This window comes from Methylocystis silviterrae (assembly GCF_013350005.1).
Taxonomy (GTDB): domain Bacteria; phylum Pseudomonadota; class Alphaproteobacteria; order Rhizobiales; family Beijerinckiaceae; genus Methylocystis; species Methylocystis silviterrae.
The window spans coordinates 30212-56668 of record NZ_JABVWW010000018.1 but is presented as its reverse complement, the minus strand read 5'-3'; the positions used below and the strand labels follow the sequence as shown (position 1 = coordinate 56668).

The window sequence follows — 26457 nt, the reverse complement described above, 5'->3', positions numbered from 1 at the left end:
TCAAGCGCGTCGCGCGACTGGCGCCTTACGACCTGGATCGCCGTGGCGCAGCTCCTTGATCGCGCCGGCGCGCGCGAGGTTTTCGGAGCTCCGCGATTTGAGATCGAGCAATTGAAGACGTGGACGCGGTCTCGGCCCGCGCAATTGGCGTCTCGGACCGCCATTTCGACGCGCTCCGCGAGCGCCTATGCGTCGCTGGCCGAGAACATTCTGGCGAGTCCCGAATGGCGGAGCCGGCCGAGCGCCGCAACCGCGCGCGAGCGGCTCCTGGGCCGCCTCATGCGCGAAGCGTTCTCTCCGGGCGGGGCGCGCCGTCCAGCGATTAAGGGTGAGCGTCCAGGAATAGAGGGTGAACGGAGGCGAAAAATCCGACGCCTCGGAACGCTGTCCAGCGATTAAAAGCGAGCGACACGCCCGGCATTGTTGGGGTCTCGAATCATGTCCGATAAGCGCACATTATCGGACATGTAAGAGAGACGACAAGCGCGGCGGATTTTGCAGAAAAAGAGCTGACAAAACGCCGCGTCGACTTGCCGCCGGACTCATTCCGCCGCTACGATTCACCCATGCCGCAAATCGATTCGCACGGATGTTTTGATGCTGAATCTTCGTCGCGCGCGACGAAGAAACGGCGCGCGCCAACCCGCAGCGAGGAGGCGGCAACACCGTCAAAATCATTAGAAATCCAGGCTTTTCCGCATTGGGCGAAAGCCGGCGGCGGCGCGGCCCATGACGCGCCCAACACACACTATTGCGCCGGAGCAGCGCTCGCGTTCCTCGATCACATTCTGCACTCCGGCGCCGATGTTTCGAGCGCCGGCAAGAGCAGCGCCGAGCCGCCCTTTGCCGGCGCGTTGCGTCAGCGTCTCGCCTTGCGCGCCGCCGCCACTTGCGCCGCGATGGCGCGGCTGCGTGAAGACGAAGCGGCGCTGCGCGACGCCGAGCATCTCGCCGGCTTTGACGCCGCACCGACGCCGGGCGGACGCCTGCATCGCCTGTGGCGTCTCTTCGCGACGCGTCCGGCGCGGCTTGACGCGCCGTTGATGCGCGCCGCCGCCGAATGTCTCGACCTGCCGCCGGACATCGATGGTTCGGCGCTTGCCGCGCTCGTAGGAGAGGCTTCGACGGTTGAAAATCCGCTCAATGCTGCGACGCGTGTGAGCACCGCAGCTCTGCACATCCTTGACGATGCGCCGCAAATCGACGCGGAAATGTTTGCGTTGTGGCTCGCTGATCTCGTATTGGCGCAACGTCTGCGATGGGAAGCGCCACTGCCGCTGTTGGCGACGACGATCGCACATCCATCGATGCGCACGGCGACCGGACGCCGACCACGTCCGAGTGATCCCGATTGGTCTTCGAGCGTCGCGTGCGCTGCGGCGCGCGCGGCGCAAGAGGCTTACGCGCTGGCGGCAGAACTGTCGCGGCGTTCCAATATACTGTTGAGCGTCGCGCCAAAATTGCGCGCCAAAAAGGCTTTGCGCGTCGTCGAACTGCTGCTTGCCGATGATTGCGTTTCGCCGGCGCGGGCGGCCAAGGCGGCGGGCCTTTCCGATCGCGCCGCGCGGCGTCTGTTCGATCGACTGGTTGCGCTCGGCGCCGTGCGCGAACTCTCCGGGCGTGCCAATTTTCGACTCTACGGACTGTGATGAGAAGGACGTCGACATGCGGTCGATGAAGACGGCGCACGCTGACAGCGAAGCGTCCACAGAGACGCGCAACCGGCCCGGCCGTCGCGCGTCAGGGCAGGGTGCCGACCTGCTGTTCGACGCCGACCTGTCCGATTTGCCGCAGGTCATGCGCTGGCGCGAGTGGATGGGACGCGTCGAAGCGGCGATTTTCGCCTCGCCGTCGCCAGTGACGCGTCAGGCGCTGGCCAGACTTGTCGGGCGCGCCTGCAATCTCGACGACCTGATTTCGGACATTCGCGACGATTTGCGTGCGAGACCCTATGAACTCGTCCACGTCGCCGGCGGCTGGCAGCTGCGCACCAAGGCGCGCTACGCCGACGCCATTCGCGTCTTGAACAACGACGCCCGCGCCGCCGGGCCGCCGGCGTTGACGCCGACGGAACTCCTCACCGTGACGGCGATCGCCTATCTGCAACCGGCGACGCGCGCGGAGCTGTCGCACCTCGCGGGCAGGGAAATCAGCCGCGACGTCATCGGTCGGTTGAAAGATCTCGACCTCATCGCCGCAGGCCCACGCGCGCCGCAACCGGGCGCACCTTACGCCTATGTCACGACGAAGAAATTTCTAGAAGTTTTTGGACTCGCAAGTTTGCGTGACTTGCCCGACATCGAAAAGCTCGAAGATGCCGGACTGCTGCAGTGCTCCGCCAATGAAATTAAGCTGGACGGCATGTTGGACCTTAGAGATAAGGACGTGACTGAACTCGTGGAGGACATCGACGAAGAGTCGGATTAATTCCGAAGTCGTACGAACGCGGCAATGCAGCGCTGCGTTTCTCGTAAGAATGCGCGTCGACCGGGAGGCCTGCGGTGAAATTATTCGCCCTCAATCCAAATAGCGTTTTGCATGCTATCGCGACAGGCATGTGCGTTGCCCCTACCGGTTAGTCCGACGAGGATCAAAAATTCCGCCATGCTCGGACCAGCCCAGCGATGCAGCCACACCCAGAAGCTTCGGGTCGTCGTGTTCTCTCCACACTCTTCAGCGTTGAAGAAGGATCTTCCGGGGATTTCCCGTTATGGAGGCCGCGTCGGGCATCTGCCGCGCTCAATGCGACAGGCTACAGCGCGGCGTGCCGAGCTTTGGCGGGGCATGTCCGACTACTTGAGCGCGGTGGCGTTGCAAATCCCGGCCTGGAACGTTCACAAACGGGAAACGCAGGCTTCCGCCGCTTTTTGTTTTACAGTTACGTTGACTCGTGGGGGGCCTTTCGGTGTAAGTTTTTCAGATGGGGAAGCGATCTCCCCACGAGGCGACATGCCCAAGAATCGCGTCCAGCTTTTCAAAGCGAGGGACGCGGCATGTCCTTATATGCATCAATCTTTCCTCGCGAATGCGCCCGGCGGAGATGCTTCTTCGAGAGCCTGATCCTTGCCGCCTGCCGCGCTGCCAGAAATTTCTCGGCCGGCACCTCATCGCCTTTCCGGGCGATTGCCTTGTCGATCTTCCGATCACAATTCCCGCTTCGTCACGCACTCTGAGAAGGAGGAATGCCCATGACCCGCGCGACCTTCCTAAATAATGCGATACCCGTGTTCATCCTTCTCGCCTCTTGCGGCGCGTCGCCAGCGTTGGCGCAAGCTCCCGCATCCTTGAAAGGAACGGCCTATGTCACCTCCTGGTTTGGCGGCGTCGTCACGGCGATCGACCTCGCCGCGGGCTCGGCGGAACGAGTAATCCCGGTAGGTATCCACAACCACAACATCGCGCTTCGCCCCGATCAAAAGCAGGCATGGGTGACCAACAACAACGCCGGAACCGTGTCGATCATCGACACGCAATCGAACAGTGTCGTCAAAACCGTTTCGACAGGGAAAGGGCCGCGCCATACCTATTTCAGTCCGGACGGCCGCGAGGCTTACGTCACCAATGAATTCGACGACAGGGTGGAGATTTTCGACGCCCAGGCGGCGGCTTCAATGGGCGTCGTCAAAGTCGGATCGATGCCCCATTTCGCCCTCGTCTCGGGCGATAAGCTGTTCGTGTCGAATTACGGCGGCGGCGACGTGAGCGTCCTCTCGCGTTCGACGCGCAAGACATTGGCCACGGTCCCGGTCGGGGCGGGTCCCTTGGGCGCGGGCGCGACTAAGGACGGCAAGCGCATCTATGTCGCATGTCACAATGCCAATCATGTCGCCGTCATTGACGGCCAAACCCACAAACGCCTTACCGACATAGCCACGGACGCCGGTCCCGTTCAGGTCACGGTCGCGCCAAATCAATCATACGCTTATGTCGCAAATGACGGCGCTGGCACGGTGCAGAAGATCGATCTCGCGGCGAACCGGATCGTCAAGACGATTTCGATCGCGCCGGATGCCGGTAGTCACGGTGTCGGCTTCGCGGGGGACGGGCGCTGGCTCTTGATTACCAACACCGGCGCCAACAGCGTCTCGATCATCGATACGGAGACGGACGAGGCGGTCAAGACAGTTTCCGTTCCCAAGGCGCCCGAGGGCGTCGCCGTAAAACGTTGAGCGAGCTTTCAGGCCGGTTGCTCAAGGCGATCGCACATGCCGTCGCCAGGACGCTCTGCTGGAAAATGCACCGTCTCGCAAAGGGTCAGTCTCTCGTGTGTCGGGCACGATATTCGTTCTTGGCGAGACCTTATTGACAGTCGTGGGTAGGTTTGATGTAACCTCGCCGCATGGGGAAGCGATCTCCCCACGAGGCGACATGCCCAAGAATCGCGTCCGGTTTTTCACCAAGGGCGCATCATGTCGTCAATCAACGCCATCTCTCACGATAAGCTCGCGCGCCTCATCGGCGTCCCGCATTGTCCCGCCCTCATCGATGTGCGGACTGACGGGGAATGGGAAAGCGATCCACGCTTCGTTCCCGGCGCAGTGCGACGCCCTCACGCTTCCGTTGCCGAATGGGCCAGCGAATTCGCCGGCCGCGCTGCCGTCGTCATTGACCAGAAAGGCGACGATCTCGGCGAAGGCGTCGCTGCGTGGCTGCGACACGCTGGCGTCGACTCCGCCGATGTGTTGATCGGAGGCCATGTCGCCTGGGCGCAATCGAATGGGCCGCTCGTGCCGGCGGCTAAACTGCCGACGCGCGACGCGTTGGGGCGCACCGTTTGGGTTACCCGCGCGCGCCCAAAGGTTGATCGCATCGCTTGTCCCTGGCTGATCCGTCGTTTCGTCGATCCGGCCGCCGTCTTTTTGTTCGTCTCGGCGGCGGAGGTTCAAGGCGTCGCCGAACGATTTTCTGCTGCTCCCTTCGATATCGAAGGCGCCTTCTGGAGCCATCGTGGCGAGCGCTGCACTTTCGATACGATGCTGGACGAGTGGGGGCTTGCGCAGGAGCCGTTGCAAAGGCTTGCCATCATCGTGCGCGGCGCGGATACGGCGCGGCTTGACCTCGCGCCAGAGGCAGCGGGGCTCCTTGCCGCTTCGCTTGGCCTATCGCGCATGTATCCCGACGATCTCGAACAGCTCGAAACCGGATTGGCGCTCTATGACGCCTTTTATCGATGGTGTCGCGATGCGACAGATGAGCCACACAACTGGCCGGCGACCAAATCCGGGAAAACCCCATGAACGCGCCGACGAAAATTCAGGCGGCGGATCACGGCGTCTCGTTGCGCGAGGCATTGGGCGTCTGGGCGCGCATCGCTCTGCTGAGCTTTGGCGGCCCCGCCGGCCAAATTGCGCTGATGCACAGGGTTCTCGTCGAGGAAAAGCGATGGCTGTCCGAAAGTCGCTTTCTGCATGCGCTCAACTACTGCATGTTGCTGCCTGGCCCAGAGGCCCAGCAACTCGCCACCTATGTCGGCTGGTTGATGCATGGGACGCGCGGCGGCGTTATGGCGGGAGGGCTATTCATCCTGCCCGGCGTGGCGGCGATTATGGCGTTGAGCATCGTCTATGCGCTGTTCGGCAAGGTCGGCTTCGTCGCGGCAGCATTCTTTGGCCTGAAAGCCGCCGTGCTCGCTATTGTCGTCCAGGCGGTTTTCCGAGTGGGGAAGCGGGCACTGAAGAACCGCGTGATGCAGGGCATCGCCGCCGCAGCATTCGTCGCAATCTTCTTCTTTGATGTCTCCTTTCCGCTCATCGTCTTCGCCGCTGGCGTGATCGGCTACTTTGGAGGGAAAGCGAAGCTCTCTGAATTCGCCGGCGGCGGACATGGAAGCGCGAAGAGCGCTGCTGATGGCGACAGCCTGCTCGGAGATGAACTTCCCATTCACGCCACATCTTCGGTCGCAAGCGCGCTGAAGGTTGCGGCGATCTGGCTCGTTCTCTGGCTCGCGCCTGTCGCCGCACTGCTCCTGTCACTCGGGCACGCCGATGTCTTCAGTCAGATTGCTATTTTCTTCAGCAAGATGGCGATGGTGACTTTCGGCGGCGCCTATGCGGTGCTCGCCTATGTCGCGCAACAGGCCGTCGAGAATTTCCACTGGCTGCAATCGCGCGAAATGCTCGACGGTCTCGGCATGGCGGAAACCACGCCCGGGCCACTGGTCATGGTGCTGCAATTCGTTGGATTTCTGGCGGCCTACCGCCAACCGGGCGCATTGCCGCCGCTCGCCGCCGGCGTGCTCGGCGGATTGCTGACGACATGGGTGACCTTCACGCCATGCTTCTTGTGGATTTTCCTCGGCGCGCCCTTCGTCGAAAAAATGCGCGGCGACAAGGCGCTCGCCGGAGCGCTCGTGGCCATCACGGCGGCGGTTGTCGGCGTCATCCTAAACTTGGCGATTTGGTTTGCAATCCATGCCATGTTTCGAGAGGCTGTGGCGGTACGAGGTTATGGATTCTCGTTCGAGGCGCCCATTCTATCGAGTGTCGATCCGTGGGCGCTGCTTCTCACGTTTAGCGCCGCACTCGCCATTTTCCACCTCGACCTAGGCGTGCCGCGCACACTGGCCTTTTGCTCGATAGCTGGCGTCTTGCTGTACCTTGCCGGCGCCTCGCAGGCCGCCGGACAAACGCTGAGCGCCGATCATCAATCGTTCGCTAGCAAAGGCGAGCGCCTGAGCGATGCACCGATAGGCAGTGTCATCAAGTGAAAGGAGACTGAACGTGACACATGATCTCGATCGCAGACATTTCATCGCGGCCGCTGCCACAGCGAGCGCGGCGTTCGGCGCGAACGCAGCGAAAGCCGAGGACAAGCCCGCCACGACCCGAAAAAGCGTTGTCCATACCGCCAAGCCCTTGCCGTTCGATCCCAAGAGCATCAGAGGCCTGTCAGAGAAAATTCTCGTCTCGCATTATGAGAACAATTACGTCGGGGCGGTCAAACGTTTGAACTCAATCGCCGAGCAATTGGCGGGTCTCGATTTTGAAAAAGCGCCGGGATTCCTAGTCAACGGTCTAAAGCGCGAGGAACTCATCGCCACGAATTCGATGATCCTGCATGAAGTTTATTTCGCGGGCTTGGGCGAGGGCAAAAAACCGAGCGCGCCACTCAACGAAGCGATCGAGCGCGATTTTGGCTCCTTTGATCGCTGGCGCGCGGAATTCGTTGGCATGGGCAAGGCGCTTGGCGGCGGCTCCGGCTGGGTCATTCTGGCATATGACAAGCACGGTAAGCGGCTGGTCAATTCGTGGGCGAATGATCACACACAATCTATCGCGGGTGGCGATCCAGTACTCGTCCTCGACATGTTCGAACATGCCTATCAGATGGATTTCGGCGCGAAGGCCGGCGATTACGTCAAGACGGTGATGGCCGCGATCAACTGGACAAATGCCGATGGTGTCTACGAGAAATATAGCAGGGGATAGCAGACGTATGTGGAATGAACCGTGGAGCGTCACCCGACAAGAAACCGCCGAATCTTCTCCTCCACCTCCGTGCGATCTCGCCCGAAGCGCGCGCGGCTTGTGTCGACCAATCGCTGCGCTGATGGCCGCAGCGGCCGGAGCGCAGGGTAGAGACGGAAGGGGATAGGGGAGGTCGGTGAGCCGTCGGCTCCGCCAATATCAATTCGGTCTCTAAATTCGCAGGCGATTTGTCGGCAGCGAAGTCGCCGACTGATTTTGCAAATGTCTTGGTCGATTACACTCGACAACAATTTGAATCGCTGACGGAGCGATTCGATGAGTTGTCGGTGCTGGTGAACAAGACCACTTCAAAAGAAGACGATGCAGTGGTATTGGGGCTCGGGGATTAACTTGCTTCGCAGCGCCACCGCGACTTCAATGCAATAACGTCCGTCGCTACATCCGCGCTTGGGGTAGTGTCCTAATTTGAAGGACCGTCTTCAAATGCTCTCAGTCGTTCAATGAGGAACTTTAGCTCGGTTTGGCATAGCTCTAAATGGGTGCGGATCTCTCTCCTCTCCTCCTCCCTGAGGGGATTTGAATAAAGTTCGTCCCAGTCGATTTGGATCGACTCTCTGAGCGTATGGATATCTCGAAGCAATTTCTCTATTTTGCTCATCACATTGCCTGCATTGCGGTGCTTAGACCCTTTTTGGGGATATTCGGAATTCGCGACAGGCAGTAGCTCAACTTCCGCATTGGGCCCGTCTTTTCTCGCGCGGTTACCATCCGCCGTCGGTATCGTGAGCCTTAGAATCGCTCGCGTGACCAATCCTCTGTTTCCCGCCAAACAAACATATAGGAGCTAACTTTAAGATGCGAAGCCTGCGTCAAGGCTACCTAATTTCAGACTAACCGGGCCAACCGCGGGCGACCTTATTCTCAATCACGTCAAGTCGGCCCGGAACCTTTCGCGACCGTTATCGGGCCTCCGACCAACTGGAACGCAAGAGGCGACCCGCACCAGCGGCGCGCTGCAAAGCGCCACGATTGGCGATGCGGTGAGGTCGCCATAACGAGGGGGCGAAGCGGCGCGCCCCCCTGGCTCAGTCGCGCCTATCGGCTCTCGCGCAGGCGCTGCGAACAAGACCGATGGAAACTTGTGGTGTGCCGCGGCCCATTTGCTGCAAGCTATTCGCTGCGCCTAGGCTCGCAGGAATCGGTAGGTCGGTGCTAAGCTGCTCTTCGAGCGGAGCCCCCGGTTCGTTTCGTTAAGGGGTCAGCCATAGTGAGTAACCTCAGGCGGCATACCTCGCGATTTTAAAATCAGGAGAGAGGCATGATCAAGAAAGAAAATGCGTTGAAAGGAAACGATAAGGTCATCGCCATGCTCAACCATATCATGGAAAGTGAGCTGGCCGGAGTGGTGCGCTATACGCACTATTCCCTCATGGTGTTCGGCTACAATCGGCTTCCCATCATTTCCTGGTTGCGGGGACAAGCAGACGAATCTCTCGCTCATGCACACAAGGCTGGCGAGTTGATCACCCACTTCGGCGGGCATCCATCGCTTGCAATTGGCCCGCTGTTGGAAACCCACAAACATGATATCGGCGATATCCTGCGCGAGTCCCTGGATCACGAAGGAGCTGCGCTGCAGCTTTACCGTGACCTACTCAAGGAAGTGGAAGGTGTGTCGGTGATGTTGGAAGAATATGCGCGCACGATGATCTACACAGAAGAGCTGCATCAGGGCGAGGTCAACAAGATGCTGCGAAAGCCTGGGGACGTCTCCGTTTTCTCCGGTCATTGATCAGCCTATTCTCAGGCCGCCAGCGTATTCGGCCGAGGGAGCTTCTGACCTGCAGGAGTGCGTCACCATCCAATCACTTTCCTGTCCGCGTTAGGAGAGAGTAGCGGTGAGCACTCTGACTAAACTGGCGCTCGGCATGATGGCGCGACAAACGCTCCACGAACTGCCGCAGATTCATGCGCATCACAGCACCGATGCCGCTTTCGATCTGATCGCGGAAATCGAGGTCGCAAACTTGGTGGAATTCGATCGGCTGCTTTCGAGCGTCAGGACAATCGAGGGAGTCGCGAGAAGCGAGACCAGTCTATTGCTTGCCTCCGCCTGACCGTCTCTAGACCAGGCGATTTGCAAGCGTCGAACTCGGAGATGGTGCGGCGCGTGGTCATGAGTGGCATCGAGCAGCTTGCGCTTCGCGTCTGCGAGCTTAGCTTTATGAGGTAAGAGCGCCAACGAGCATCCACATGAAAGCGCATCGTAGCAAGTACGACATGTCGGCAAATGCGAAGAAGGCGTCCATCGAAGTTCTCAACGCCGGCTTGGCGGACGCGATTGATCTCGCGTTTTTGACAAAGCAGGCTCACTAGAACCTCAAGGGACCACGACGCGCGCCACCGCTCCCCTATCTGACATTGTGACGGCCACGCAGGCGAATAAGAGGTTCGCTATCGGGCGCAATCGCCTCGAGCAGCGATTTGGGTTCTTACACGACGCCTGCTTCCATCGCAATTGCGAGGCTCATGATGAATGATAATCAAACGCGAAAGGGACTGGTGACCGTGTTTGGCGGATCCGGCTTTATCGGACGACATGTCGTCCGGGCGCTGATCCACAACGGTTGGCGCGTCAAGATCGCATGCCGGCGGCCCGAACTCGCCGTTCATCTGCAGTCGGACGGGAAGCCAGGCCAGATCGAGCTAATTCAGGCTAATTTGCGTGATGCGCAAACGATCGCCGCCGCGCTCGAGGGCGCCGACGCCGCAGTCAATCTCGTCGGCATCCTGACCGAAAGTGACGATCAGACATTCGCCGATATTCAGTCGCGGGGGGCGCGCGCCGTCGCCAAAGCAGTCAAAGAAGCAGGCATAACGCGCTTCGTTCACATATCGGCGATTGGCGCACGTAAGAACTCTCCTTCCGGTTACGCGCGCAGCAAGGCCGAGGGTGAGGCGGCGGTACATGAACTTGTGCCGCAAGCCATTATCTTTCGTCCATCGATCGTATTCTGCCCCGAGGACGATTTCTTCAACCGTTTCGCGGCCATGGCGCGCCTTATGCCGATCCTGCCTTTGGTCGGCGCAAGCACGCGATTCCAACCTGTTTTCGTGGACGACATCGCACAGGCGATAGCTCTCGCCTTGGATGGAAAGGCGACGCCTGGAGCAACCTACGAACTGGGTGGACCCGAGGTGAAGACGTTTCGCGAACTGGTTCAGTATGTCTGTGATGTTACAAGGCGCCGTCGCTATATCATCTCGCTCGGCTTCGAGACCGGAAAGCTCATGGCGAGCGTTACGCAAATCGCGGGTAAGTTGTCCCTCGGACTGTTCCCGAAAATGCTCTCCATGACGACTGATCAGGTCGAATTGCTCCGCCGCGACAACGTCGTTTCGGAGGAAGCGAAAGTCACGGGAACGACGTTGGAAGGACTTGGAGTCGCGCCGCAGCCAATCGCAGCGATCGTCCCCGCCTATCTCGACGATGGTTCCAGGGGTTGAAGTTGGTTCCGCGAAACAAGCAATCTGAGGGCGTGTCGGCGGCCCGCAAAATAGTCGTCGTAGACGCTTGCGCTTCGCTCGATCTTGGCGCGTCGCCTGTGAGCGCAGAGTCAGCGCGAACTTCTCACCTCAAGGTCAGCTTAATTTGACGGTCCTCTTGGAAAACGTTCACAAGCGCTATCTTGTTCATGTCGCGGGCTACAATCTAGGCATTTTAATGCGCGCGCTGTTCGGAGCCGGCACTCCAAGAGAGGCCGCAAGCGCCAAAAACGCACTTTTGCTCGTCATTCAGACCAATGTCGCGATGGCCATTGTCATAGTCGCCGAGATCGACGGCGAAATGGCCTTACTCGCCATCGTCGCCGCGCCCGAGGCCGATTGATCAAACAGCGACTTCATCACCGCGCTGTTAGGCCATCAATATCTGAGTTCGAAGAAAGCAGATGCTCCTGATGCGCGCCGCTAAAGGCTTCCACAGATTCTAACCTGACCTTCGCGACCCGGTTTACTCGGTTGGGATTCGCGCCCGCTGCGACGGAACCAGCAAGAAAAGGGCGAGGCTGCCGAGGACGGCGGAGCCAACCCCATAATAAAACACAGCGGAGTGGCCCACCTTGTCCCAAAGCAACCCCGCAACAATGCTGGCGACAAGTTGCAGAAGGCCTACGGTCGTGCTGAACCAGCCAATGCCTCCGGCCCGCAGATGCTCAGGGACGAAGTCAGACGCGAACGCTTTGCCCACGGAGCGGAAGATACCCTCGTAAAGCCCGTAGAAAACGAACAATCCCGCGATCATCAGGATGCCGGTCGCTAAAGCAAAACCGAGGTAAGCGACTCCAAAAATGATGAAAGAGGCAAGCAGGACATTCTTTCTGCCAAAGCGGTCGGAAAGAGCCCCCGCCGGATAGGAAATCAGCGCGGCGATCAGATTGAACCCGGCATAAATGAGGATGGTGCTTTCGAGCGACACACCGAAATCCTGCGTGCGGAGGATGAGAAAGGAGTTACTGGAATTGCCGAGATTGAACAAGCCGGTGACCAGCAAATAGGCCCAGTAGCGCTTGGGGAACTGCCAAATACTGGCGTCGATTTTCGATTTCGCGGCGGCGGCGGCGGGCTGCGCCGTCACCAACAGAACCATAAGAAAGGCGAGAAGTCCGGGAATGAGCGCCACATAGAAAATCGTGCGCATATCAACATGCAGGGAATAGAGGAGAAAGGCGGCCAAGATCGGCCCCAAGAACGCCCCTGCATTGTCGCCGATGCCTTCGAGGCCAAAGGCTCTACCTCGGTTCTCATCGTCGACCGAAGACGCAATTAGCGCGTCGCGCGGCGCGGAGCGAATGCCGGAACCCAGCCGGTCGAGGCAGCGCGCGCCAAATACAGCTGGCCACACCGTAGCGACACCCATCAGCGGCTTGCCGAGCGCGGCCATGAAGTAACCAAGGAGCGCAATCGGTTTTCTTTCTTGCAGCTTGTCCGATAGCGCGCCAGAGAAGCCTTGGACAACGTTTTGCGCGGCTTGGGCTAAACCCTCGACAAGGCCGACGACGCTACCGGTCGCGTGCAGTGTCTGCGTCAAAAAGACCGGCAAAATGGGATAGAGCATCTCCGTCGAAATGTCGGCGAACAAGCTGGCGAGGGCCAAAAGGAATGTGTTTCGAGAGAGCCCCGAAAAGATTCGCCGCGCGGTCAAGAAAGCCATGGCGAGCCCTCGAAAGTGTTGCACATGTCGTTATGGAGCGCTCCCCCTTGAGGGCTTTGCCCTCTGAAAAGCATTGACACGGGCTAGCGTCGCGCTATCGTTATCGTATTCCGATAACGCAATACGACTATCATCTGGGTCGATGCAGGACAAGTATCTCTATGCTGGGCTGATCCGGCTCCACGTTCTTCACCATGCGGCGAAAGAGCCGATCTACGGCCTCGCCATGATCGAGGAACTGGAGCGGCACGGCTACAAAATCAGCCCCGGCACGCTGTATCCGGTCCTGCATGGGCTCGAAGAGAAAGGCTGTCTGACCTCGACCGAAAAACGAAGCGGCAGCACGGCGCGCCGTTTTTATCGAGCGACGCCAGCAGGGCGCCGAGCACTCGCCGAAGCGAAACAGAAGGTGCGGGAATTGTTCGGCGAGCTGTTCGAAGACGACGAGCCGCCGAAGCTTAGAAGGAGACGCCCATGATCGCCTTTCGCAACACTCGCCGCCATCTCCTCGTCGCGACCGGCGCAGTGCTGATGCTATCCGGCGCCAACTCGAAGAGTGCTCCGGCGGCGGCGAAGCGTGATAAACGGAGGGAAGAAATGAACGAAAAAGAAGTTGGAGCGGTCGAGGACCTCATGCGCGAGCATGGCGTCATCCGCCGCGCAATTCTCGTCTACCGCAACATGGCCGCCAAACTTCGCGCCAATCCGGCAAGTCTCGATCCCGAGCTTCTCCGCCGAACCGCGACGATGTTTCGCGCCTTCGGCGAAGATTATCATGAGAGACAACTCGAAGAGACGCACATTTTCCCATTGGTCAAGAAGACCCACGGCCAGGCGGTGGGTTATGTCGATATCCTTGTCGCTCAGCATCAACGCGGTCGCGAAATCACCGATTACGTCCTCACCTTGACCTCGAAAGGCGCGATAGGAACCGGCGACGCTGAGCTGCTGGCGCGCGCCCTGGATGGGGTTGAAATGATGTATGCGCATCACGCAGCGCGCGAGGACACCGTCATTTTTCCAGCTTGGAAAAACGTCCTCTCGGCGCATCAACTCGAAGAGATGGGCGAACTCTTCGAGGAGATCGAGCACAAGCAATTCGGCAAGGACGGCTTCGACGATGCCGTCGCGCAGATCGCGCGCATCGAGGAAGCGCTCGGGATCGCCGACATTGCTCAGTTCACCCCTTCTCCGCCACCCAAGGGGTGATGCCTGATGACCGCCGATATTGAGGCGGCGCGCTACAAAGGGCGTCACGCTTTTCTGGAAGTGCTTTGGGTATTTCTGCGGCTTGGCCTGACGACTTTTGGCGGGCCGATTGCGCATCTCGGATATTTCCGCTCCGAATTCGTCGAGCGCCGCAAGTGGCTCGATGAAGCGGGTTACAGCGACATTGTCGCGCTCTGCCAATTCCTTCCCGGCCCCGCGAGCAGTCAAGTCGGCATCATCATCGGCACGTTGCGCGCCGGCCTTGCCGGCGGATTCGCGGCTTGGGTCGGGTTCACCATGCCTTCGGCGCTTGCGTTGATCGGCTTCGCCTATGGAATCGGGCGCCTCGGCGACCTATCGCATGTCGCTTGGCTGCACGGACTCAAGATCGTCGCTGTTGCGGTCGTCGCGCAAGCGATGTGGGGAATGGCGCGAAACCTTTGTCCTGATCGGGAGCGGGCGACCATCGCGGTGGCGGCGACGCTGCTGACTTTGGCGGTCCCCTCCACCAGCGGTCAGATTGGGGCGATTGTGGCAGGCGGCGTGATCGGCTGGCTCTTTCTTTCAGACGGAAACAAAGCTGCGACAACGCCGCTTGCGATTCCTATCAGTCGAGTAATGGCTATCACTTCACTTACGCTGCTTGCTTTTCGGGCTCCCCGTACTCGCCAACGCGACGGCCGATCATGCGGTCGAGCTCATCAGTAGCTTTTATCGATCCGGCTCACTCGTTTTTGGCGGCGGGCATGTCGTGCTGCCGCTGTTGCAGCAAGCCGTCGTGCCGCGTGGCTGGATCGATAACGACTCGTTTCTTGCCGGCTACGGCGCAGCGCAAGCCGTTCCCGGGCCGCTGTTTACGTTTGCGGCCTATCTCGGCGCCGCGATGAACGCTGAACCGAACGGCTGGACAGGCGGCCTCGTCTGCCTCGCTGCGATCTTTCTGCCGTCCTTTCTTCTCCTCATCGGCGCTCTGCCCTTTTGGGACGCTTTGCGTCATCGCTCGGGCGTACAGTCGGCGCTCAAAGGGATCAACGCGGCGGTTGTCGGCATTCTGCTGGGGGCGCTCTATCGCCCTGTTTGGACGAGCGCGATCTTTGGGCCGGCGGATTTCGGGCTAGGCGTTCTCGCGTTCTTTCTGCTCGTGTTCTGGCGGACGCCGCCTTGGCTCGTGGTCATCCTCGGCGCGGCGGGCGCTACGATAATCGCGGCAGTCGTGTAAAGCGCGCGAACCGGATGCGCCGCCGCTAGACCGTTTGCGATTGTGCCGTGAAGGACAGTGTTGTTTTCCGCGAGGAACTGACCCGGTTTTTTCACTGAGAATTGACCCGGTGGATTTATGTTTGGATGATCATGCCGTGGTCAAGTTCTCTGCAGACCGATGACTTTTTCAACGATATCCGCCAGAAGCGGACGTTCACCGCGAGGCAAGTCAGCTAGCGGCCTCGTCGCCGCACAGTCGGGAGTCGCGCCCGACGGATTAAGGTCACTTGCTAGATCGACAATCATCAGGCCTTAATTCAGTAGATCGGACCTTCAAGTTGCAATTAGGTAGGATTGGGAGGACGAACCGATGATCCCTTGGGAAATTCAGGCGCGCGAGTTCGTCAATTGCAATTGCGGCTACGCCTGCCCCTGTCATTTCAACGAATTGCCGACTCATGGCCGCTGCGAGGCCGCGGGCGCTGTCACGTTGCACTCAAATGTAAGAATGCGCTCTTTCACGCAAGTTGCTGCAGCTTATTTGAGAATCATTTTCAAACTATCAGCCCTATTCGCTTGATGAATTCAGCAAATACATGCGTATGTGACCTGGACGAAGCAACGGCTCGAGGAGATGGATGCCGCGTTGGCGTCCATTGAGACGAAGGCGAGCGAGCTTGAGGCCGACGCTAGGGGCAAGGCGACCCACCTAAACGCCGAGCTGAAGAAGCGGGGTGGGGACTTCGAGGCCGAGGTCAAGGCACACCTCAAGGCGGGCGAAGCAGCATTGCAGGCTTCGAAGACGCAATTGGAAAAGCAGTGGGCAAGCTTCGACGCGGAGCTGAAGACCTACGTGGAAACGGTGGGCAAGGACATCGATCAGAAGCGCACGACGTTTGCTGATATCGCCGCTGCTCAAGCGAAAGCTTGGGGCGAGGCCATCGAGAAACTTCAAAGTGCTGCAGCCGAGGTTGGAGCCGAAATAGGGCAAAAGTCGACAAGGCGATTGCGCAATTGCAGGCCGATAAGACCGAGGCCAAGGCGCGCTTCGAGGAACTAAAGCGGGCAGGAAACGAGTCTTGGGCCGCGTTGAGTGCAGCTTTGGAAACGTCGCGCAAGAAGTTCGAGGAAGCGAGCCAGAGCGCTTGGGAGGCGGTCAAGAACTCAGTACCCACAATGTCCGATGAATTCCCCTGATCTCGCCCTTATTGTCGGTGACGGCAGCGATAAGCGCTGAACGATCTGATCCAGCGCCCCCTGAACGGCGGGAAGGGCGGCGAGATGCTCGATCAGTCGATCCCGGCACTCCATAGCCTCGCGCGACTGGACGGGATTGCCGTGTTCGTCGACGACTGGGCGCGAGTGAAGATCGCCATTCTCGTCGGAATAGACTTCGAAGAGCTGGGTCGGGAAGGAATGGGCGAGATAGTCGAGAACATATTCGCGTGGGGTTATGTCGCAGGAAAGTTCGCCCCATTCGGAAGATGGGATTTCCGCGAGACGGCGCTCCATCAAGGCTTCGCTGGTTAAGCCCACGTCAACGAGGGAGTGTCACCGAGCGTCTTTGGGCACACGTTCGGAGCGGTACTTGATTTCTGCTACCCGGTTACGACTGGGGCGAGGCAGAAGATTCAGCACCCAGAAGAGGAGAACGCAGGGTAGTGTCTCAGTTTGAAATTTGAGGCCCTTGACGCGGCTTCGCGCCATTGCCAGTTCCCATGTTATGCTTCGCAAAAGCACTGGAGCGATAAGGTGGCAGAGGAACCGCGCGGCGTTTATCGGACGGAAGGCGTAAGGGGAAAGCCAAATACTGCTTTGATCGAATCCGGGACGTTGGGGTTTGAAATCTCTGAGCAGGAATATCGTGACAAAGGATACAAGCCGGATTTTGATGATCTCCCGTGTGGAGACCTTTCCTGCGCCACTGAGAAAAAAGACGAAGATACCAACAGGACCTAAAGGCGAGAAGCGTCCCGCCGACGCCATAGCCCGTGCCGTCAAAGTCATGCGCATCGCCACGGGCGAAGAGCCGGAGGACTACGGCAACGCGCCGCTTCGGCCGCCTTGAGCATGTCTGCGCCCATTCGCGCTGCCGCAACTAAGCCTTACCTAACCGGCGCTTAGAGCGTTTGGCCGTCGCGGGGGATCGTCCTGCGGCGGCTTTTTCGTTTTTGATCGCTCTATACTTTCCTCCACTTCTTTTGGCTTGACCGCGACAAAACGAGTCATGGCCTCTCCAAAGCTCACGTCGAGCGTGAGCGGCGGTTCTTGCTTCCGCCCCTTCTCTGTCATGCGATCAACTCGCGTTAGCGCAGCCGCCCCTCGACGCAGGCGAAAATGTCATTCATGCGTGGCGACGGTTTCATGTCGCGGCGGTTATAACGCCATGTCATCTCGTCCACATAGCGCTGAAGATGCTTCGGCGATACCCAATGATGAATGCCGACGATCTGGCGCTTAAGGAGCGCCCAGACGCCTTCAATGTTGTTCGTATGAACGAAGCCGCCGAGGCGCACATATTCGCCAGCCGAGTGATTGACGGCGAGGTGGGTGAAATCCTTGTCGAGTCCGACAAAAGCCATGGCTTCGTCAGCCAGAACCGCCGAGCATTTGGCGACATTCTGGCGGACCTTCCCCTGAAGCGTCTTCGCCTTGTGATCGGCGACGTGCTCGGCGCGTAGCTCGGCCTTGCCGGCGCCGCCCTGTTTGCCGCCCTTGGCGTGCTTGTTCTTTTCCTTGCCGCCGACAAACGTAGTGTCGGCTTCAACATCGCCCTTAAGTGGCGCATTGAACGAAGGCGTGCGGGCTGCATGGCGGAGGCGATGCAGCATAAACCACGCCGACTTTTGCGTGATTTTCAGATCCTTGGCGAGCGTGACAGACGCAATGCCTTTCGGATGATTGGTGATCATCCAAATAGCGGCGAACCACTTGCGCAGCGGCAGTTTGGTGTTTTCGAAGATCGTGCCGACTTTGATCGAAAAGCGCTCTCCGCACTCTCCGCACTTATGCGTTTTGCGGTCGCTGAAATGGTAGATTTTCGCGCCGCCGCAGTAAGGGCAAAACTCGCCATCGCGCCAGCGGATCGCCCGCAGGTGGTCGATGCAGGACTGCTCATCCGGGAAGGCTTCAAAGAGGCTGTAGAGGCTGTCGAAATTCGCAAGCACGGCTCGTCTCCGTCGATTTGGAGATACTAGCCTACTTTTTCGAGGAAATACTCCGGGAGATATTACGGGATCACTGATCAAAGAGCTCCTTCGGCAAATCCGCTCGCGAAAGCGGCCACAAGCTTCGGCTTTATGCTTTTGCAAGCCATGCCGTCACGTTGGAGGATCTGCGTTGCAGAGGCGCGCGCTCGTCTACGCGTTCATGCGCGATGATGTTCAAGCGCGCCGCTGAAGTCGTGCCGACTCCCGCTTCAAGCCGCCGATTGTGGTGCGGCATTGACGTGTGCCACTATTCGAAAGCTGGAAATGTTCCAATTGTGATGCACTTCAGCAACACTTCGTCACAAATCAAAAATATTCGTCGGAACCGTTCCAGACTAGCCTCTCTCCTAATTGACCGCTTTCAAAGAGAAAACTTATCTGACCTTCTCCTGGCGCATAAATGGCGAGAAGGCAGACATGACTCGGAAACAATCGCTTCCTCGACTGACGCGCTTCGCTTCTCTCCCCGCGGCGTTCGACCGGATGACAGGCGTTTCGGTCGCCGCGCTGGGTCTCGCCGCGGCGCTGACGCCCGTCAGCGCTCCTGCTCTCGCACAAACCCAGTCCGCCCCGTTGCCGGCGGTAAGGGTCGACGCCCCACCTGAGAAACCGCGCCCTGTCGCCCAATCGAAGCCGAAATCCGTCGCCTCTCAAGGGCGCGCGAGCGGCGCGCAACGCTTGCCCACGATCGACGTCGGAGGGGCGCGGCGCAGCGCGCGTCTCGCGCCGGTGCCTTCAGCGGTCGTTACTGGATCGCCTGCTTCGGCCGGGGTTGCCGGTCCGACCTCGACCGGAGCCGGTAGCCCGGCCTTCGCCGCAGCCGTCGCCAATGTCGGCCGCAACCCGACCGATGTTCATGGCTATTTCGCAGGGAGAATGTCGACGGCGACGAAGACCAACACGCCGATACTCGACATACCGCAGTCGGTCACTGTTCTGACGAGACAGCAGCTCGACGACCGCAACACTCTCTCCCTGGAAAACGCCTTGGCCTACGTTCCCGGCGTCACGGTGCAGCAGGGCGAACGAAACCGCGATCAGATCACCATTCGCGGACAGACCACAAGTGCGGATTTCTACATCGACGGCATCCGCGACGACGCGGAATACTATCGCGATCTCTATAACATCCAGGCAGTCGAAGTGCTCAAAGGCCCCAGCGCGCTGATCTTCGGCCGCGGCGGCGGCGGCGGCGTCGTCAACCGCGTCACCAAGAAGGCCGACGGCGAAACGATAAATGAATTACGGGTCGTTGGCGGCAGCTTCGGTCGCAAGCGTATCACCGCCGATTTCGGGCGGGCCGTCACCGATACGTTCGCCGTGCGTCTCAACGCGCTCTACGAACAGTCCTACGGTTATCGCGACTTCGACAAGCTCGAGCGCTGGGGCGTCAATCCGGCGCTGTCATGGAAGCCTTTCGAGAACACTTTCGTGCTGTTCAATTACGAGCATTTCCGCGATCGACGCACGGCGGATCGCGGCGTGCCGTCATTCGGCGGCTTCCAGTTCCTCGGCGAGAACATTTATCCCGGCTATCCATTGCCGACCCCACGATCGGCCTTCTTTGGCGTCGGCAATCCGTCCGTGCGTGACGTGAACTACGCCAGGACCAACATGGATCGCGCCGCTCTCGTGATTGATCATACGACTGAATTCGGGTTGAACATCCGTAATCAGCTCGCCTGGGCAAATTACGACAAGTTGTATCAGAACACATTCCCGGATCAGACGCTGGGCCAGTTGTCGCAACAACTCAATCCGGCGCTGAACGGGCTAAGCCCGATCACGATGACGCCGGTGGGCGTCGCGCGACTCGACGGTTACCTCGCGCCGACGCCGCGACGCAATATCTTCAACCAGACGGACTTGACCTACAAATTCGCTATGACTCCCGACATCCGCCACACGCTGCTCGTGGGGACGGAATTTGGCAATCAATGGTCTTTTACGGGAAGAGACATCTCGCGGTTCAACAACCCCCTCAACGGGCCGCGAAGGCTCACGACTCCGTTCTGGGCTCCGACAGTTTACGCTCCGGTCTTCTTCACCAACTACTTTGATACGGCGACGCGGCGCTGGAACACGAACCTCGACATTGGCTCTGCCTATGTCCAGGACCAGATCGAGGTAACCAAATATTTCGATGTTCTCGCTGGCGTAAGATTCGACAGCTTCCACATGAGGTTCAATGACGGGATCACGCTCGAGAACCAGAGCCGCCTCGACAACAAATGGTCGCCAAGATTCGGTCTGGTTTTCAAACCCGTGGACATCGTCTCTTTCTACGGAGCCTATTCGCGCTCGTTCCTGCCGCAATCGGGCGATCAGTTCAATCAGCTGCCGAGGACGGCCGCGAGCCTGGCGCCGCAGGGCTTTGAAAATGTTGAGTTCGGCTTCAAGGCGCAGCTCCTGCCGACGCTGCTCTTCACTGGCGCGATCTATCAACTGAACCGTTCGAACCAGGCGTTGACGCTGACTGCGCTGACCTCCGTTCTCGCAAATACGCGCACGCAGGGCGCCGAACTCGGTCTCGTCGGCAACGTGACCGATCAATGGCAGGTCTCGCTTGGATACGGATATCAGGACGCGCGCGTCGTATCGACCGATCGCGGCCTCAATCCGCGCCAGCCCTTCTTGACGGATGTCGGCAAGTTCAATCCGTCGGTTCCGAGAAACACTTTCTCGTATTGGAACCGTTACGATTTGTCTTCGTTCATTGGCGGGGGGCCCGGCGTTCTCGGATTGGGCGCCGGCGTGATCTATGCTTCGAGCTTCTATCCGTCTCTCGATAACAGGGTGATCGTGCCCGGTTATGCGCGCGTTGACGGCGCGCTTTTTGTGAAGGTGACGGAAAACATCTCCGGCCAGCTCAACATCGAGAACCTCACCGGCGCCTACTACTACGCCTCGGCGCACAACAACAACAACATCATGCCCGGCGCCCCGCGCTCGGCCTATGTGACGCTGAACGCGCGATTCTAAGTCGTGCGTCAGCCTGCGGGCGTCGACGAGAAACGCAAGACGCTCTCTCGCTTTTTTGGAGCCCCATTTTGCTCTTGTAGTGCGTTTATACAAGCACGGTGGGTTGTCGCGTCGGCTGCAAAGATGGCGCGGATCGTTTTGCTCGCTCTTGCGTCATGGAGAGAACATTTGAAGCAGCGATGCTGCAGAGTTAACATTCAACAATCGTCTTTTGCGTCGTCGGACCATTGGTCTGCGGGAGGTACGAACAGATGGCTTGCCAAAGCTATTTGCCATTCTGCGACCCTTGGCAGCAAATGGAGCTAGCCCATCTTATTCAGCGAGGCGGTAATTTTGGGCTGGCGGATGTGGCGTAAGGCGTTGATTTAGCGTATGGATTAGTTGCTTACGCTGATCCCTCACGCCATCGCATCACAGCCACACCCGCCATGATTGAAGATAGCCTTCTGCCGTTTTCGTTTCCAGCCGTTGGCCGCAAGAAGATCACCGCCGCATTCGACGGCGGACGCATTACCTCGGACGCCGGCGTGATGTTGCTGGGGCAAGCCGAGCGCCGGCTGGGACTGGCGGACAAACTCGCCGCCGTCATCGCCGATCCGCGCAATCCATTGCTGATCACCCATTCGCTGGACAGCATCTTTCGCGCGCGCATTCTCGCCATTGCCTGCGGCTATGAGGACGCGGACGACCTCGATCATCTGCGCAAGGATCCAGCGTTCAAGCTTGCCTGCGGGCGGTTGCCCGATACGGGACACGATCTGTGCTCACAGCCGACCATGTCGCGTTGGGAGAACGCGCCGACCTTGCGCGAAATCGTGAAGCTGAGCGGCGTCCTCATCGATCTTTATTGCGCCAGTTACGCCGCGCCGCCACAAGCCATCACGCTCGATATCGACGATACTTGCGATGTCGCGCATGGTCATCAACAGCTGTCGCTGTTCAACGCGCATCATGATGAGCGTTGCTTTCTTCCGATCCATGTTTACGACACCGCGACCGGACGCCCCGTGGCGATCATTCTGCGGCCAGGCAAGACACCGTCCGGCGAGGAAGTGCGCGGCCATTTGCGCCGAATCGTCCGCCGCATCCGCGCACATTGGCCGACGACCAAGATCACCATCCGGGGCGACGGCCATTATGGCCGCCGCGAGGTGATTGATTGGTGCGAGGACAACGGCGTCGAATACGTCTTCGGGCTGTCGGGCAACAGGATTCTCGCCGCCGCCGTCGATGTCGAGGCCGACGATATCCGCACGCGTCGTGCGTTGAAACAGATGCTCGTCCTGCGCGGCTATGCGCAAACCAGCTACGGCGCCAAATCCTGGCGACGCGAGCGTCGCGTCTGCGCCCGCATCGAAGCGACGGAACTGGGGCTGGATATCCGCTACGTCGTCACCAACATCACGACGGGCTCAGCCGAACATATCTACGACACGCTCTATTGCGCGCGCGGCCAGATGGAAAATCTAATCAAATTGCACAAGAGCCAGCTGGCGTCGGATCGCACATCCTGTCGGTCGCCGCTTGCCAATCAGATACGCCTCATTCTGCACACCGCCGCCTATTGGCTGATGCTCGAATTGCGTAACGCCATCCCCAAAACCCATCCCCTCGCCGTCGCTGAATTTGTAACCTTGCGCGAAAAACTTCTGAAAATAGGCGCGCGCATCGTCGAGACCGCAAGCCGCATCAAACTTGCGCTCGCCACCGCCTGTCCTCAGGCAGGGTTATTCCGACATCTGGCCGACGCCTTGCAGCCAGCGGGACCGTGAACGACGGGGCAGAGACAGTGTCCGCACGCCCCAGATCACCCATCCATCCAACTCCAGCGCGTTCGAGATGTGCAGATCGACCCAGCGGAAATAACGCAACGCGGAATTGCGTCCGCAATCATGTCGCGAAGAAAATCAGAAATGCGTGTCGGCAGGGCGAATAAGACGGGCTAGATTCCGACCCGCTGCGAGGATCCAGGAGCCGTTTTCCGCCCGCCGCAATGTTCGCGAGAGCACGTGAGAACCGCAATGTCGTCAATAGAGCCGACACTCGCCACGCACGCCGAAGCTGCGCTGGCTCACGCCGAAGCCGGCGAGAAGGCAAAGGCAAATCCACATACAGCCGAAGGAATCAAGCATCTGAAGGAAGCCAGCGATCATGACAAACAAGGCCATGCGGATGTCGCGACCAAACACGAAGAAGCGGCGCAGGAGCCGTAGCGGCGGTCGTTCGGCTTGCCTAATTTGCCATTCATCGCGCCAAAGACGGCGAAAGCGCCCGCGGAAGATCAACGTTCCAGTCCACCACGCTGCGAATTGCAAGTAGGTGGCGGTGAGGATTGCGCCGATTAAGAACATCGTTCAGGCTTGCACCTTGCAATAGTTCCAGAATAGCTAGTTTGCAAGTCTTCCAATCATTGTTTGCAAGTCTTCCAATCGTTTCAATGTGTATTGACGAGGGCATTACTTTGCTCTTTCCTCTTTTCGGGAAAGGGGTTGCCAGACATGGTCAACATTCAAGCCAACCAGTTTCGCGTGTCAATGCGTCTTTCGAATGAGGGCGCGTCTCGTGAGCTTCGTCCGCGCGAAGTATGGATGACGTGAGAGACTTTGATTGCAGCGATCCTTCTCGGATTACCTCGCATCGGTCTGCCATCAGCTTCGTCGCGGGTCAGTTCGAATCTTCGCCAGAGCCGCGCGCGTTGAGCGCTAGATGGGTTCGTCGGCATCGACGGCTCAGGCTGAATAGGTGGCCGCATTTACGCTCTTGCTGTTGCGGGTTTTTCTGGGCGGCCGCGATTTTTTGTAGGAGGCTAGCATGATTCCGGGCCTTGTTTCGTTTGTGGGAAATACTCCGCTAGTAGAGCTTGAATTCCCTATCATCGGCTCATCGATGCGCTTGTTCGCCAAGCTGGAAATGTTCAATCCCGGCGGCAGCATCAAGGATCGCCCGGCGTCTCTCATGATCCGGCAAGCCATCGCCGCCGGCAGAATCACACGGGACAGTCATCTCATTGAGAGTTCATCGGGCAATCTTGCTATTGCTATTGCGATGATCGCGCGACAAATGAACCTGAGATTCACTGCGGTCATCGATCCGAACATTACGAAGGTCAACCGCGACTTGATCACCGCTTACGGAGCTGAAATCGAGCTCGTCGATCAAAAGGATGAAGAGGGCGGTTATCTTCACTCGCGAATTCGTCGCGTGCGCCAACTCCTCGAGAAACTGCCAGGTACCGTCTGGCTGAATCAATACGCCAATCCCGATAATCCACGTGCTCATTACGAGGGAGTCGGCTCGGAAATCGTACGAGACATGCCGCTTGAGCCGAGCCATGCGTTCATTGGAGTGAGCACGTGCGGAACAATCATGGGGGTCGCGCGGCGCCTACGAGAAGCCTGGCCCAATATTCGCGTCGTTGCAGTGGATGTCGTCGGTTCAGTCATATTCGGCGGCCCAAGCGCGAAGAGACGGCTCCCCGGCATCGGCGCGAGCCGTATTCCCGAGCAGCTCGATGCCAGCGAGGTCGACGAGATCGTTTATGTGACCGATTGGGAGTCCGTGCTGGGATGCCATCAGCTCGTTCGCTACGAAGGTCTGCTGGCAGGCGGCTCCTCTGGCTCAGTTATCGCGGCGATCGAAAAGATGGCTCCTCGTCTGCCGCGCGACGCTGTCATTGTTACCATACTGCCGGACCGCGGCGAACGTTATCTCGACAGCGTTTTCAATCCGGATTGGCTTGCGGAAAGTGATCGCGTCGAGATTCCTCTTCAGGCCGCGCACCGGACCTTGGGAGCGGCGGATCACCTGCGCAATGCTTCCTGACTGAAGCGCGCGCACTAAGGCATTAAGTTTTCAAACCGAGGTTCTCATCGATGAAAGTTCTGGATCCTGTCCAGCCTGCGCCGGCAAATCTTCAAGCAACACTGCGTTTCTTGTCTCGGAGCGACATCGCGTCGGTTGGGGGCGACCACTCCGATCTTTACATGCGAGCCGTCGAGGATGGTTTTCGTCTTCATGCCGCCCGCGACTATGCGCAGCCGCTAAAACCCTATTTGCGTAGTCCCCGTTCGAGTCATATCGCGGATCGCATCATCGCAATGCCTGCCTGGATCGGCGGCAAAGATCCGATCGCCGGACTTAAATGGATCGGTTCGAAGCACGATAATCCCGCCGCCCGCTCTCTCGACCGAGCAAGCGCCGTCATTATCCTCAATGACTCTTCCACTCATTTTCCGATCGCGATCCTCGAGGCGGGGAGGATCAGCGCATTGCGCACGGCTGCCGTGACCGGAGTCGCTTGCCGCCATCTCGCCAAAAAGGGCTTTCACGAGGTTGCGATCATTGGATGCGGTCCGATAGGACGCGCTCAAATACAGATGTTCTGCGAGCAGTTTCCGCATGTCCGACGGTTTCGACTCTACGACCTCAAACCTGCGGCTGTCGCCGAAATGGCTCGATGGTTGGAGGCCAGGTTTCCGCAACCTGGCGTGAGTGGCTTCGAGGATCCTCATGCGGCTGTCGCCGGGGCGGACGTCGTGGTTACGTGCACCGTGACGGATCGGCCATATTTTCCTTTCGAATGGCTTTCACCAGGCGCTTTCCTTGCCAACGTCTCGATAATGGACGTGGAAAAGAACGTTTTCCTCAAGGCAGCCAAAGTCGTCGTCGACGATTGGGACCAATGCAATCGTGAGAAGAAAATTATCAATCAGCTGGTCGACGAGGGGGCCTTTTCTCGAATGCAACTTCACGCCGAGCTCGGCGAGATCGTCGTCGGCTCCAGGTCGGGTCGCGAAAGCGACGAGGAAATCATTCTGCTCAATCCGATGGGAATGGCGATAGACGACATCGTTTGCGCGCGGGCAATTCTGCGCCGAGCGGAAGCCAATGGCGTCGGCACGATGCTTAATCTGTTCTGAAAAGTGACCCATGCATCATCCCATTGTCGCCATGACCAGCACGGTCCTTGATGAACTTCTGGAGCTTCTGTGGACAGAAGATCTCGGCGGATTTCGATCTCGAATTCTAGCCGAAGGCCGTGCAGAGAACGCTAGCGTTCGCTTTCGCCTCGGCGAGGCCGAGATGTCGGCAAGCCTGGCCTGGGATGCCTGGCGGAACGAGCGTCGCGTCATGGAGCTCTTCGAAGTCATGCCGGAGGGATCCCGCCGCTCTTTGGACGAGAGAACGGCGCTGTGGAGGGTCCTCGCCGCACTGCCTG

24 protein-coding genes and 2 pseudogenes are annotated in these 26457 nt (G+C 59.0%); 22 read left to right on the top strand and 4 right to left on the bottom strand.

Annotated elements, in window-relative coordinates:
* The 12 genes from HUN39_RS19025 to HUN39_RS15535 all read left to right on the top strand — a co-directional run.
* On the top strand, positions 1-399 hold a 399-nt coding region (locus tag HUN39_RS19025; protein WP_210267008.1), incomplete at its 5' end, for a hypothetical protein.
* Positions 400-566: 167 nt separating this feature from the next.
* Positions 567-1649, top strand: a complete 1083-nt coding sequence (locus HUN39_RS15585) for a DUF1403 family protein (protein ID WP_175095399.1) — start codon at positions 567-569, stop codon at positions 1647-1649.
* Positions 1650-1674: 25 nt separating this feature from the next.
* Positions 1675-2427, top strand: a complete 753-nt coding sequence (scpB, locus tag HUN39_RS15580) for an SMC-Scp complex subunit ScpB (RefSeq protein ID WP_408631416.1) — start codon at positions 1675-1677, stop codon at positions 2425-2427.
* A 761-nt stretch (positions 2428-3188) separates the two neighbouring features.
* Positions 3189-4169, top strand: coding sequence for a YVTN family beta-propeller repeat protein (locus tag HUN39_RS15575; protein WP_175095397.1), 981 nt, complete (start codon positions 3189-3191; stop codon positions 4167-4169).
* Between the two features lie 240 nt (positions 4170-4409).
* Positions 4410-5237, top strand: coding sequence for a chromate resistance protein ChrB domain-containing protein (locus HUN39_RS15570; protein WP_175095396.1), 828 nt, complete (start codon positions 4410-4412; stop codon positions 5235-5237).
* Positions 5234-6706, top strand: coding sequence for a chromate efflux transporter (chrA, locus tag HUN39_RS15565; protein WP_175095395.1), 1473 nt, complete (start codon positions 5234-5236; stop codon positions 6704-6706). The genes HUN39_RS15570 and chrA (HUN39_RS15565) overlap by 4 nt, the downstream gene beginning before the upstream one ends.
* A 13-nt stretch (positions 6707-6719) precedes the next feature.
* Positions 6720-7427, top strand: a complete 708-nt coding sequence (locus tag HUN39_RS15560; RefSeq protein WP_175095394.1) for a superoxide dismutase — start codon at positions 6720-6722, stop codon at positions 7425-7427.
* Positions 7428-7624: 197 nt separating this feature from the next.
* Positions 7625-7816, top strand: a complete 192-nt coding sequence (locus HUN39_RS19700; RefSeq protein ID WP_408631415.1) for a phasin family protein — start codon at positions 7625-7627, stop codon at positions 7814-7816.
* A gap of 929 nt (positions 7817-8745) precedes the next feature.
* Positions 8746-9219 (top strand): ferritin-like domain-containing protein, encoded by a 474-nt coding sequence (locus HUN39_RS15550; protein ID WP_175095392.1) that lies wholly within the window; start codon positions 8746-8748, stop codon positions 9217-9219.
* A 106-nt stretch (positions 9220-9325) separates the two neighbouring features.
* Positions 9326-9544 carry an Lrp/AsnC ligand binding domain-containing protein gene (locus HUN39_RS15545; protein WP_332310775.1) on the top strand — a complete coding sequence of 73 codons (219 nt, stop codon included), beginning with the start codon at positions 9326-9328 and terminating at the stop codon, positions 9542-9544.
* A gap of 415 nt (positions 9545-9959) precedes the next feature.
* The gene (locus HUN39_RS15540) at positions 9960-10934 is read left to right on the top strand and encodes a complex I NDUFA9 subunit family protein (protein ID WP_232366140.1); all 975 of its coding nucleotides are present in this window, start codon (positions 9960-9962) and stop codon (positions 10932-10934) included.
* A gap of 217 nt (positions 10935-11151) precedes the next feature.
* Complete coding sequence (locus tag HUN39_RS15535; RefSeq protein ID WP_175095357.1) at positions 11152-11316, top strand: hypothetical protein; 165 nt, start codon at positions 11152-11154, stop codon at positions 11314-11316.
* A 123-nt stretch (positions 11317-11439) separates the two neighbouring features.
* Here the strand turns inward: HUN39_RS15535 and HUN39_RS15530 are convergent, their stop codons facing one another.
* Positions 11440-12639: an MFS transporter gene (locus HUN39_RS15530; protein ID WP_175095390.1), complete on the bottom strand. Its 1200-nt coding sequence runs from the start codon at positions 12637-12639 to the stop codon at positions 11440-11442.
* 142 nt (positions 12640-12781) lie between these two features.
* On the opposite strand from HUN39_RS15530, the gene HUN39_RS15525 reads away from it, so the two are divergent.
* From HUN39_RS15525 to HUN39_RS15505, 5 genes and pseudogenes are all read left to right on the top strand, one after another.
* On the top strand, positions 12782-13117 hold the full coding sequence (locus tag HUN39_RS15525; protein ID WP_175095389.1) for a PadR family transcriptional regulator: 336 nt from the start codon (positions 12782-12784) through the stop codon (positions 13115-13117).
* A gap of 119 nt (positions 13118-13236) precedes the next feature.
* Entirely contained in the window at positions 13237-13848 is a 612-nt protein-coding gene (locus HUN39_RS15520) for a hemerythrin domain-containing protein (protein ID WP_210267007.1), read from the top strand.
* A 6-nt stretch (positions 13849-13854) separates the two neighbouring features.
* Positions 13855-15067: pseudogene (gene chrA / locus HUN39_RS15515) on the top strand (chromate efflux transporter).
* 351 nt (positions 15068-15418) lie between these two features.
* Positions 15419-15628 (top strand): DUF1326 domain-containing protein, encoded by a 210-nt coding sequence (locus HUN39_RS15510; protein ID WP_175095387.1) that lies wholly within the window; start codon positions 15419-15421, stop codon positions 15626-15628.
* A 24-nt stretch (positions 15629-15652) separates the two neighbouring features.
* A complete protein-coding gene (locus HUN39_RS15505; RefSeq protein ID WP_232366138.1) occupies positions 15653-16108 on the top strand; it encodes a hypothetical protein in 456 nt (151 codons plus the stop codon).
* Between the two features lie 170 nt (positions 16109-16278).
* Here the strand turns inward: HUN39_RS15505 and HUN39_RS15500 are convergent.
* The 3 genes and pseudogenes from HUN39_RS15500 to HUN39_RS15490 form a co-directional block, all read right to left on the bottom strand.
* Positions 16279-16575: pseudogene (locus HUN39_RS15500) on the bottom strand (hypothetical protein); the annotation flags it as partial.
* 24 nt (positions 16576-16599) lie between these two features.
* On the bottom strand, positions 16600-17055 hold the full coding sequence (locus HUN39_RS15495) for a hypothetical protein (protein WP_175095386.1): 456 nt from the start codon (positions 17053-17055) through the stop codon (positions 16600-16602).
* Positions 17056-17354: 299 nt separating this feature from the next.
* Positions 17355-18215 carry an IS1595 family transposase gene (locus tag HUN39_RS15490; RefSeq protein ID WP_175095385.1) on the bottom strand — a complete coding sequence of 287 codons (861 nt, stop codon included), beginning with the start codon at positions 18213-18215 and terminating at the stop codon, positions 17355-17357.
* 459 nt (positions 18216-18674) lie between these two features.
* Between HUN39_RS15490 and HUN39_RS15485 the strand changes: the two genes are divergently transcribed.
* From HUN39_RS15485 to sbnB, 5 genes are all read left to right on the top strand, one after another.
* Positions 18675-21239 carry a TonB-dependent receptor gene (locus tag HUN39_RS15485; RefSeq protein ID WP_232366136.1) on the top strand — a complete coding sequence of 855 codons (2565 nt, stop codon included), beginning with the start codon at positions 18675-18677 and terminating at the stop codon, positions 21237-21239.
* 428 nt (positions 21240-21667) lie between these two features.
* Positions 21668-23011, top strand: a complete 1344-nt coding sequence (locus HUN39_RS15480) for an IS1380 family transposase (protein WP_175095384.1) — start codon at positions 21668-21670, stop codon at positions 23009-23011.
* A gap of 249 nt (positions 23012-23260) precedes the next feature.
* Positions 23261-23452, top strand: coding sequence for a small metal-binding protein SmbP (gene smbP, locus HUN39_RS15475; RefSeq protein ID WP_175095383.1), 192 nt, complete (start codon positions 23261-23263; stop codon positions 23450-23452).
* A 598-nt stretch (positions 23453-24050) separates the two neighbouring features.
* Positions 24051-25061 carry a 2,3-diaminopropionate biosynthesis protein SbnA gene (sbnA, locus tag HUN39_RS15470; RefSeq protein WP_175095382.1) on the top strand — a complete coding sequence of 337 codons (1011 nt, stop codon included), beginning with the start codon at positions 24051-24053 and terminating at the stop codon, positions 25059-25061.
* Positions 25062-25111: 50 nt separating this feature from the next.
* On the top strand, positions 25112-26158 hold the full coding sequence (gene sbnB / locus HUN39_RS15465; protein ID WP_175095381.1) for a 2,3-diaminopropionate biosynthesis protein SbnB: 1047 nt from the start codon (positions 25112-25114) through the stop codon (positions 26156-26158).
* Positions 26159-26457: the final 299 nt, after the last annotated feature.

What these genes read in the sequence shown, in the direction of transcription:
- HUN39_RS15585 (WP_175095399.1), top strand. Translation starts at nt 567, where the DNA reads ATGCCGCAAATCGATTCGCACGGATGTTTTGATGCTGAATCTTCGTCG.
- scpB (WP_408631416.1), top strand. Translation starts at nt 1,675, where the DNA reads ATGAAGACGGCGCACGCTGACAGCGAAGCGTCCACAGAGACGCGCAAC.
- HUN39_RS15575 (WP_175095397.1), top strand. Translation starts at nt 3,189, where the DNA reads ATGACCCGCGCGACCTTCCTAAATAATGCGATACCCGTGTTCATCCTT.
- HUN39_RS15570 (WP_175095396.1), top strand. Translation starts at nt 4,410, where the DNA reads ATGTCGTCAATCAACGCCATCTCTCACGATAAGCTCGCGCGCCTCATC.
- chrA (WP_175095395.1), top strand. Translation starts at nt 5,234, where the DNA reads ATGAACGCGCCGACGAAAATTCAGGCGGCGGATCACGGCGTCTCGTTG.
- HUN39_RS15550 (WP_175095392.1), top strand. Translation starts at nt 8,746, where the DNA reads ATGATCAAGAAAGAAAATGCGTTGAAAGGAAACGATAAGGTCATCGCC.
- HUN39_RS15540 (WP_232366140.1), top strand. Translation starts at nt 9,960, where the DNA reads ATGAATGATAATCAAACGCGAAAGGGACTGGTGACCGTGTTTGGCGGA.
- HUN39_RS15535 (WP_175095357.1), top strand. Translation starts at nt 11,152, where the DNA reads ATGCGCGCGCTGTTCGGAGCCGGCACTCCAAGAGAGGCCGCAAGCGCC.
- HUN39_RS15530 (WP_175095390.1), bottom strand. Translation starts at nt 12,639, where the DNA reads ATGGCTTTCTTGACCGCGCGGCGAATCTTTTCGGGGCTCTCTCGAAAC.
- HUN39_RS15525 (WP_175095389.1), top strand. Translation starts at nt 12,782, where the DNA reads ATGCAGGACAAGTATCTCTATGCTGGGCTGATCCGGCTCCACGTTCTT.
- HUN39_RS15520 (WP_210267007.1), top strand. Translation starts at nt 13,237, where the DNA reads ATGAACGAAAAAGAAGTTGGAGCGGTCGAGGACCTCATGCGCGAGCAT.
- HUN39_RS15510 (WP_175095387.1), top strand. Translation starts at nt 15,419, where the DNA reads ATGATCCCTTGGGAAATTCAGGCGCGCGAGTTCGTCAATTGCAATTGC.
- HUN39_RS15495 (WP_175095386.1), bottom strand. Translation starts at nt 17,055, where the DNA reads ATGACTTTGACGGCACGGGCTATGGCGTCGGCGGGACGCTTCTCGCCT.
- HUN39_RS15485 (WP_232366136.1), top strand. Translation starts at nt 18,675, where the DNA reads ATGACTCGGAAACAATCGCTTCCTCGACTGACGCGCTTCGCTTCTCTC.
- HUN39_RS15480 (WP_175095384.1), top strand. Translation starts at nt 21,668, where the DNA reads ATGATTGAAGATAGCCTTCTGCCGTTTTCGTTTCCAGCCGTTGGCCGC.
- smbP (WP_175095383.1), top strand. Translation starts at nt 23,261, where the DNA reads ATGTCGTCAATAGAGCCGACACTCGCCACGCACGCCGAAGCTGCGCTG.
- sbnA (WP_175095382.1), top strand. Translation starts at nt 24,051, where the DNA reads ATGATTCCGGGCCTTGTTTCGTTTGTGGGAAATACTCCGCTAGTAGAG.
- sbnB (WP_175095381.1), top strand. Translation starts at nt 25,112, where the DNA reads ATGAAAGTTCTGGATCCTGTCCAGCCTGCGCCGGCAAATCTTCAAGCA.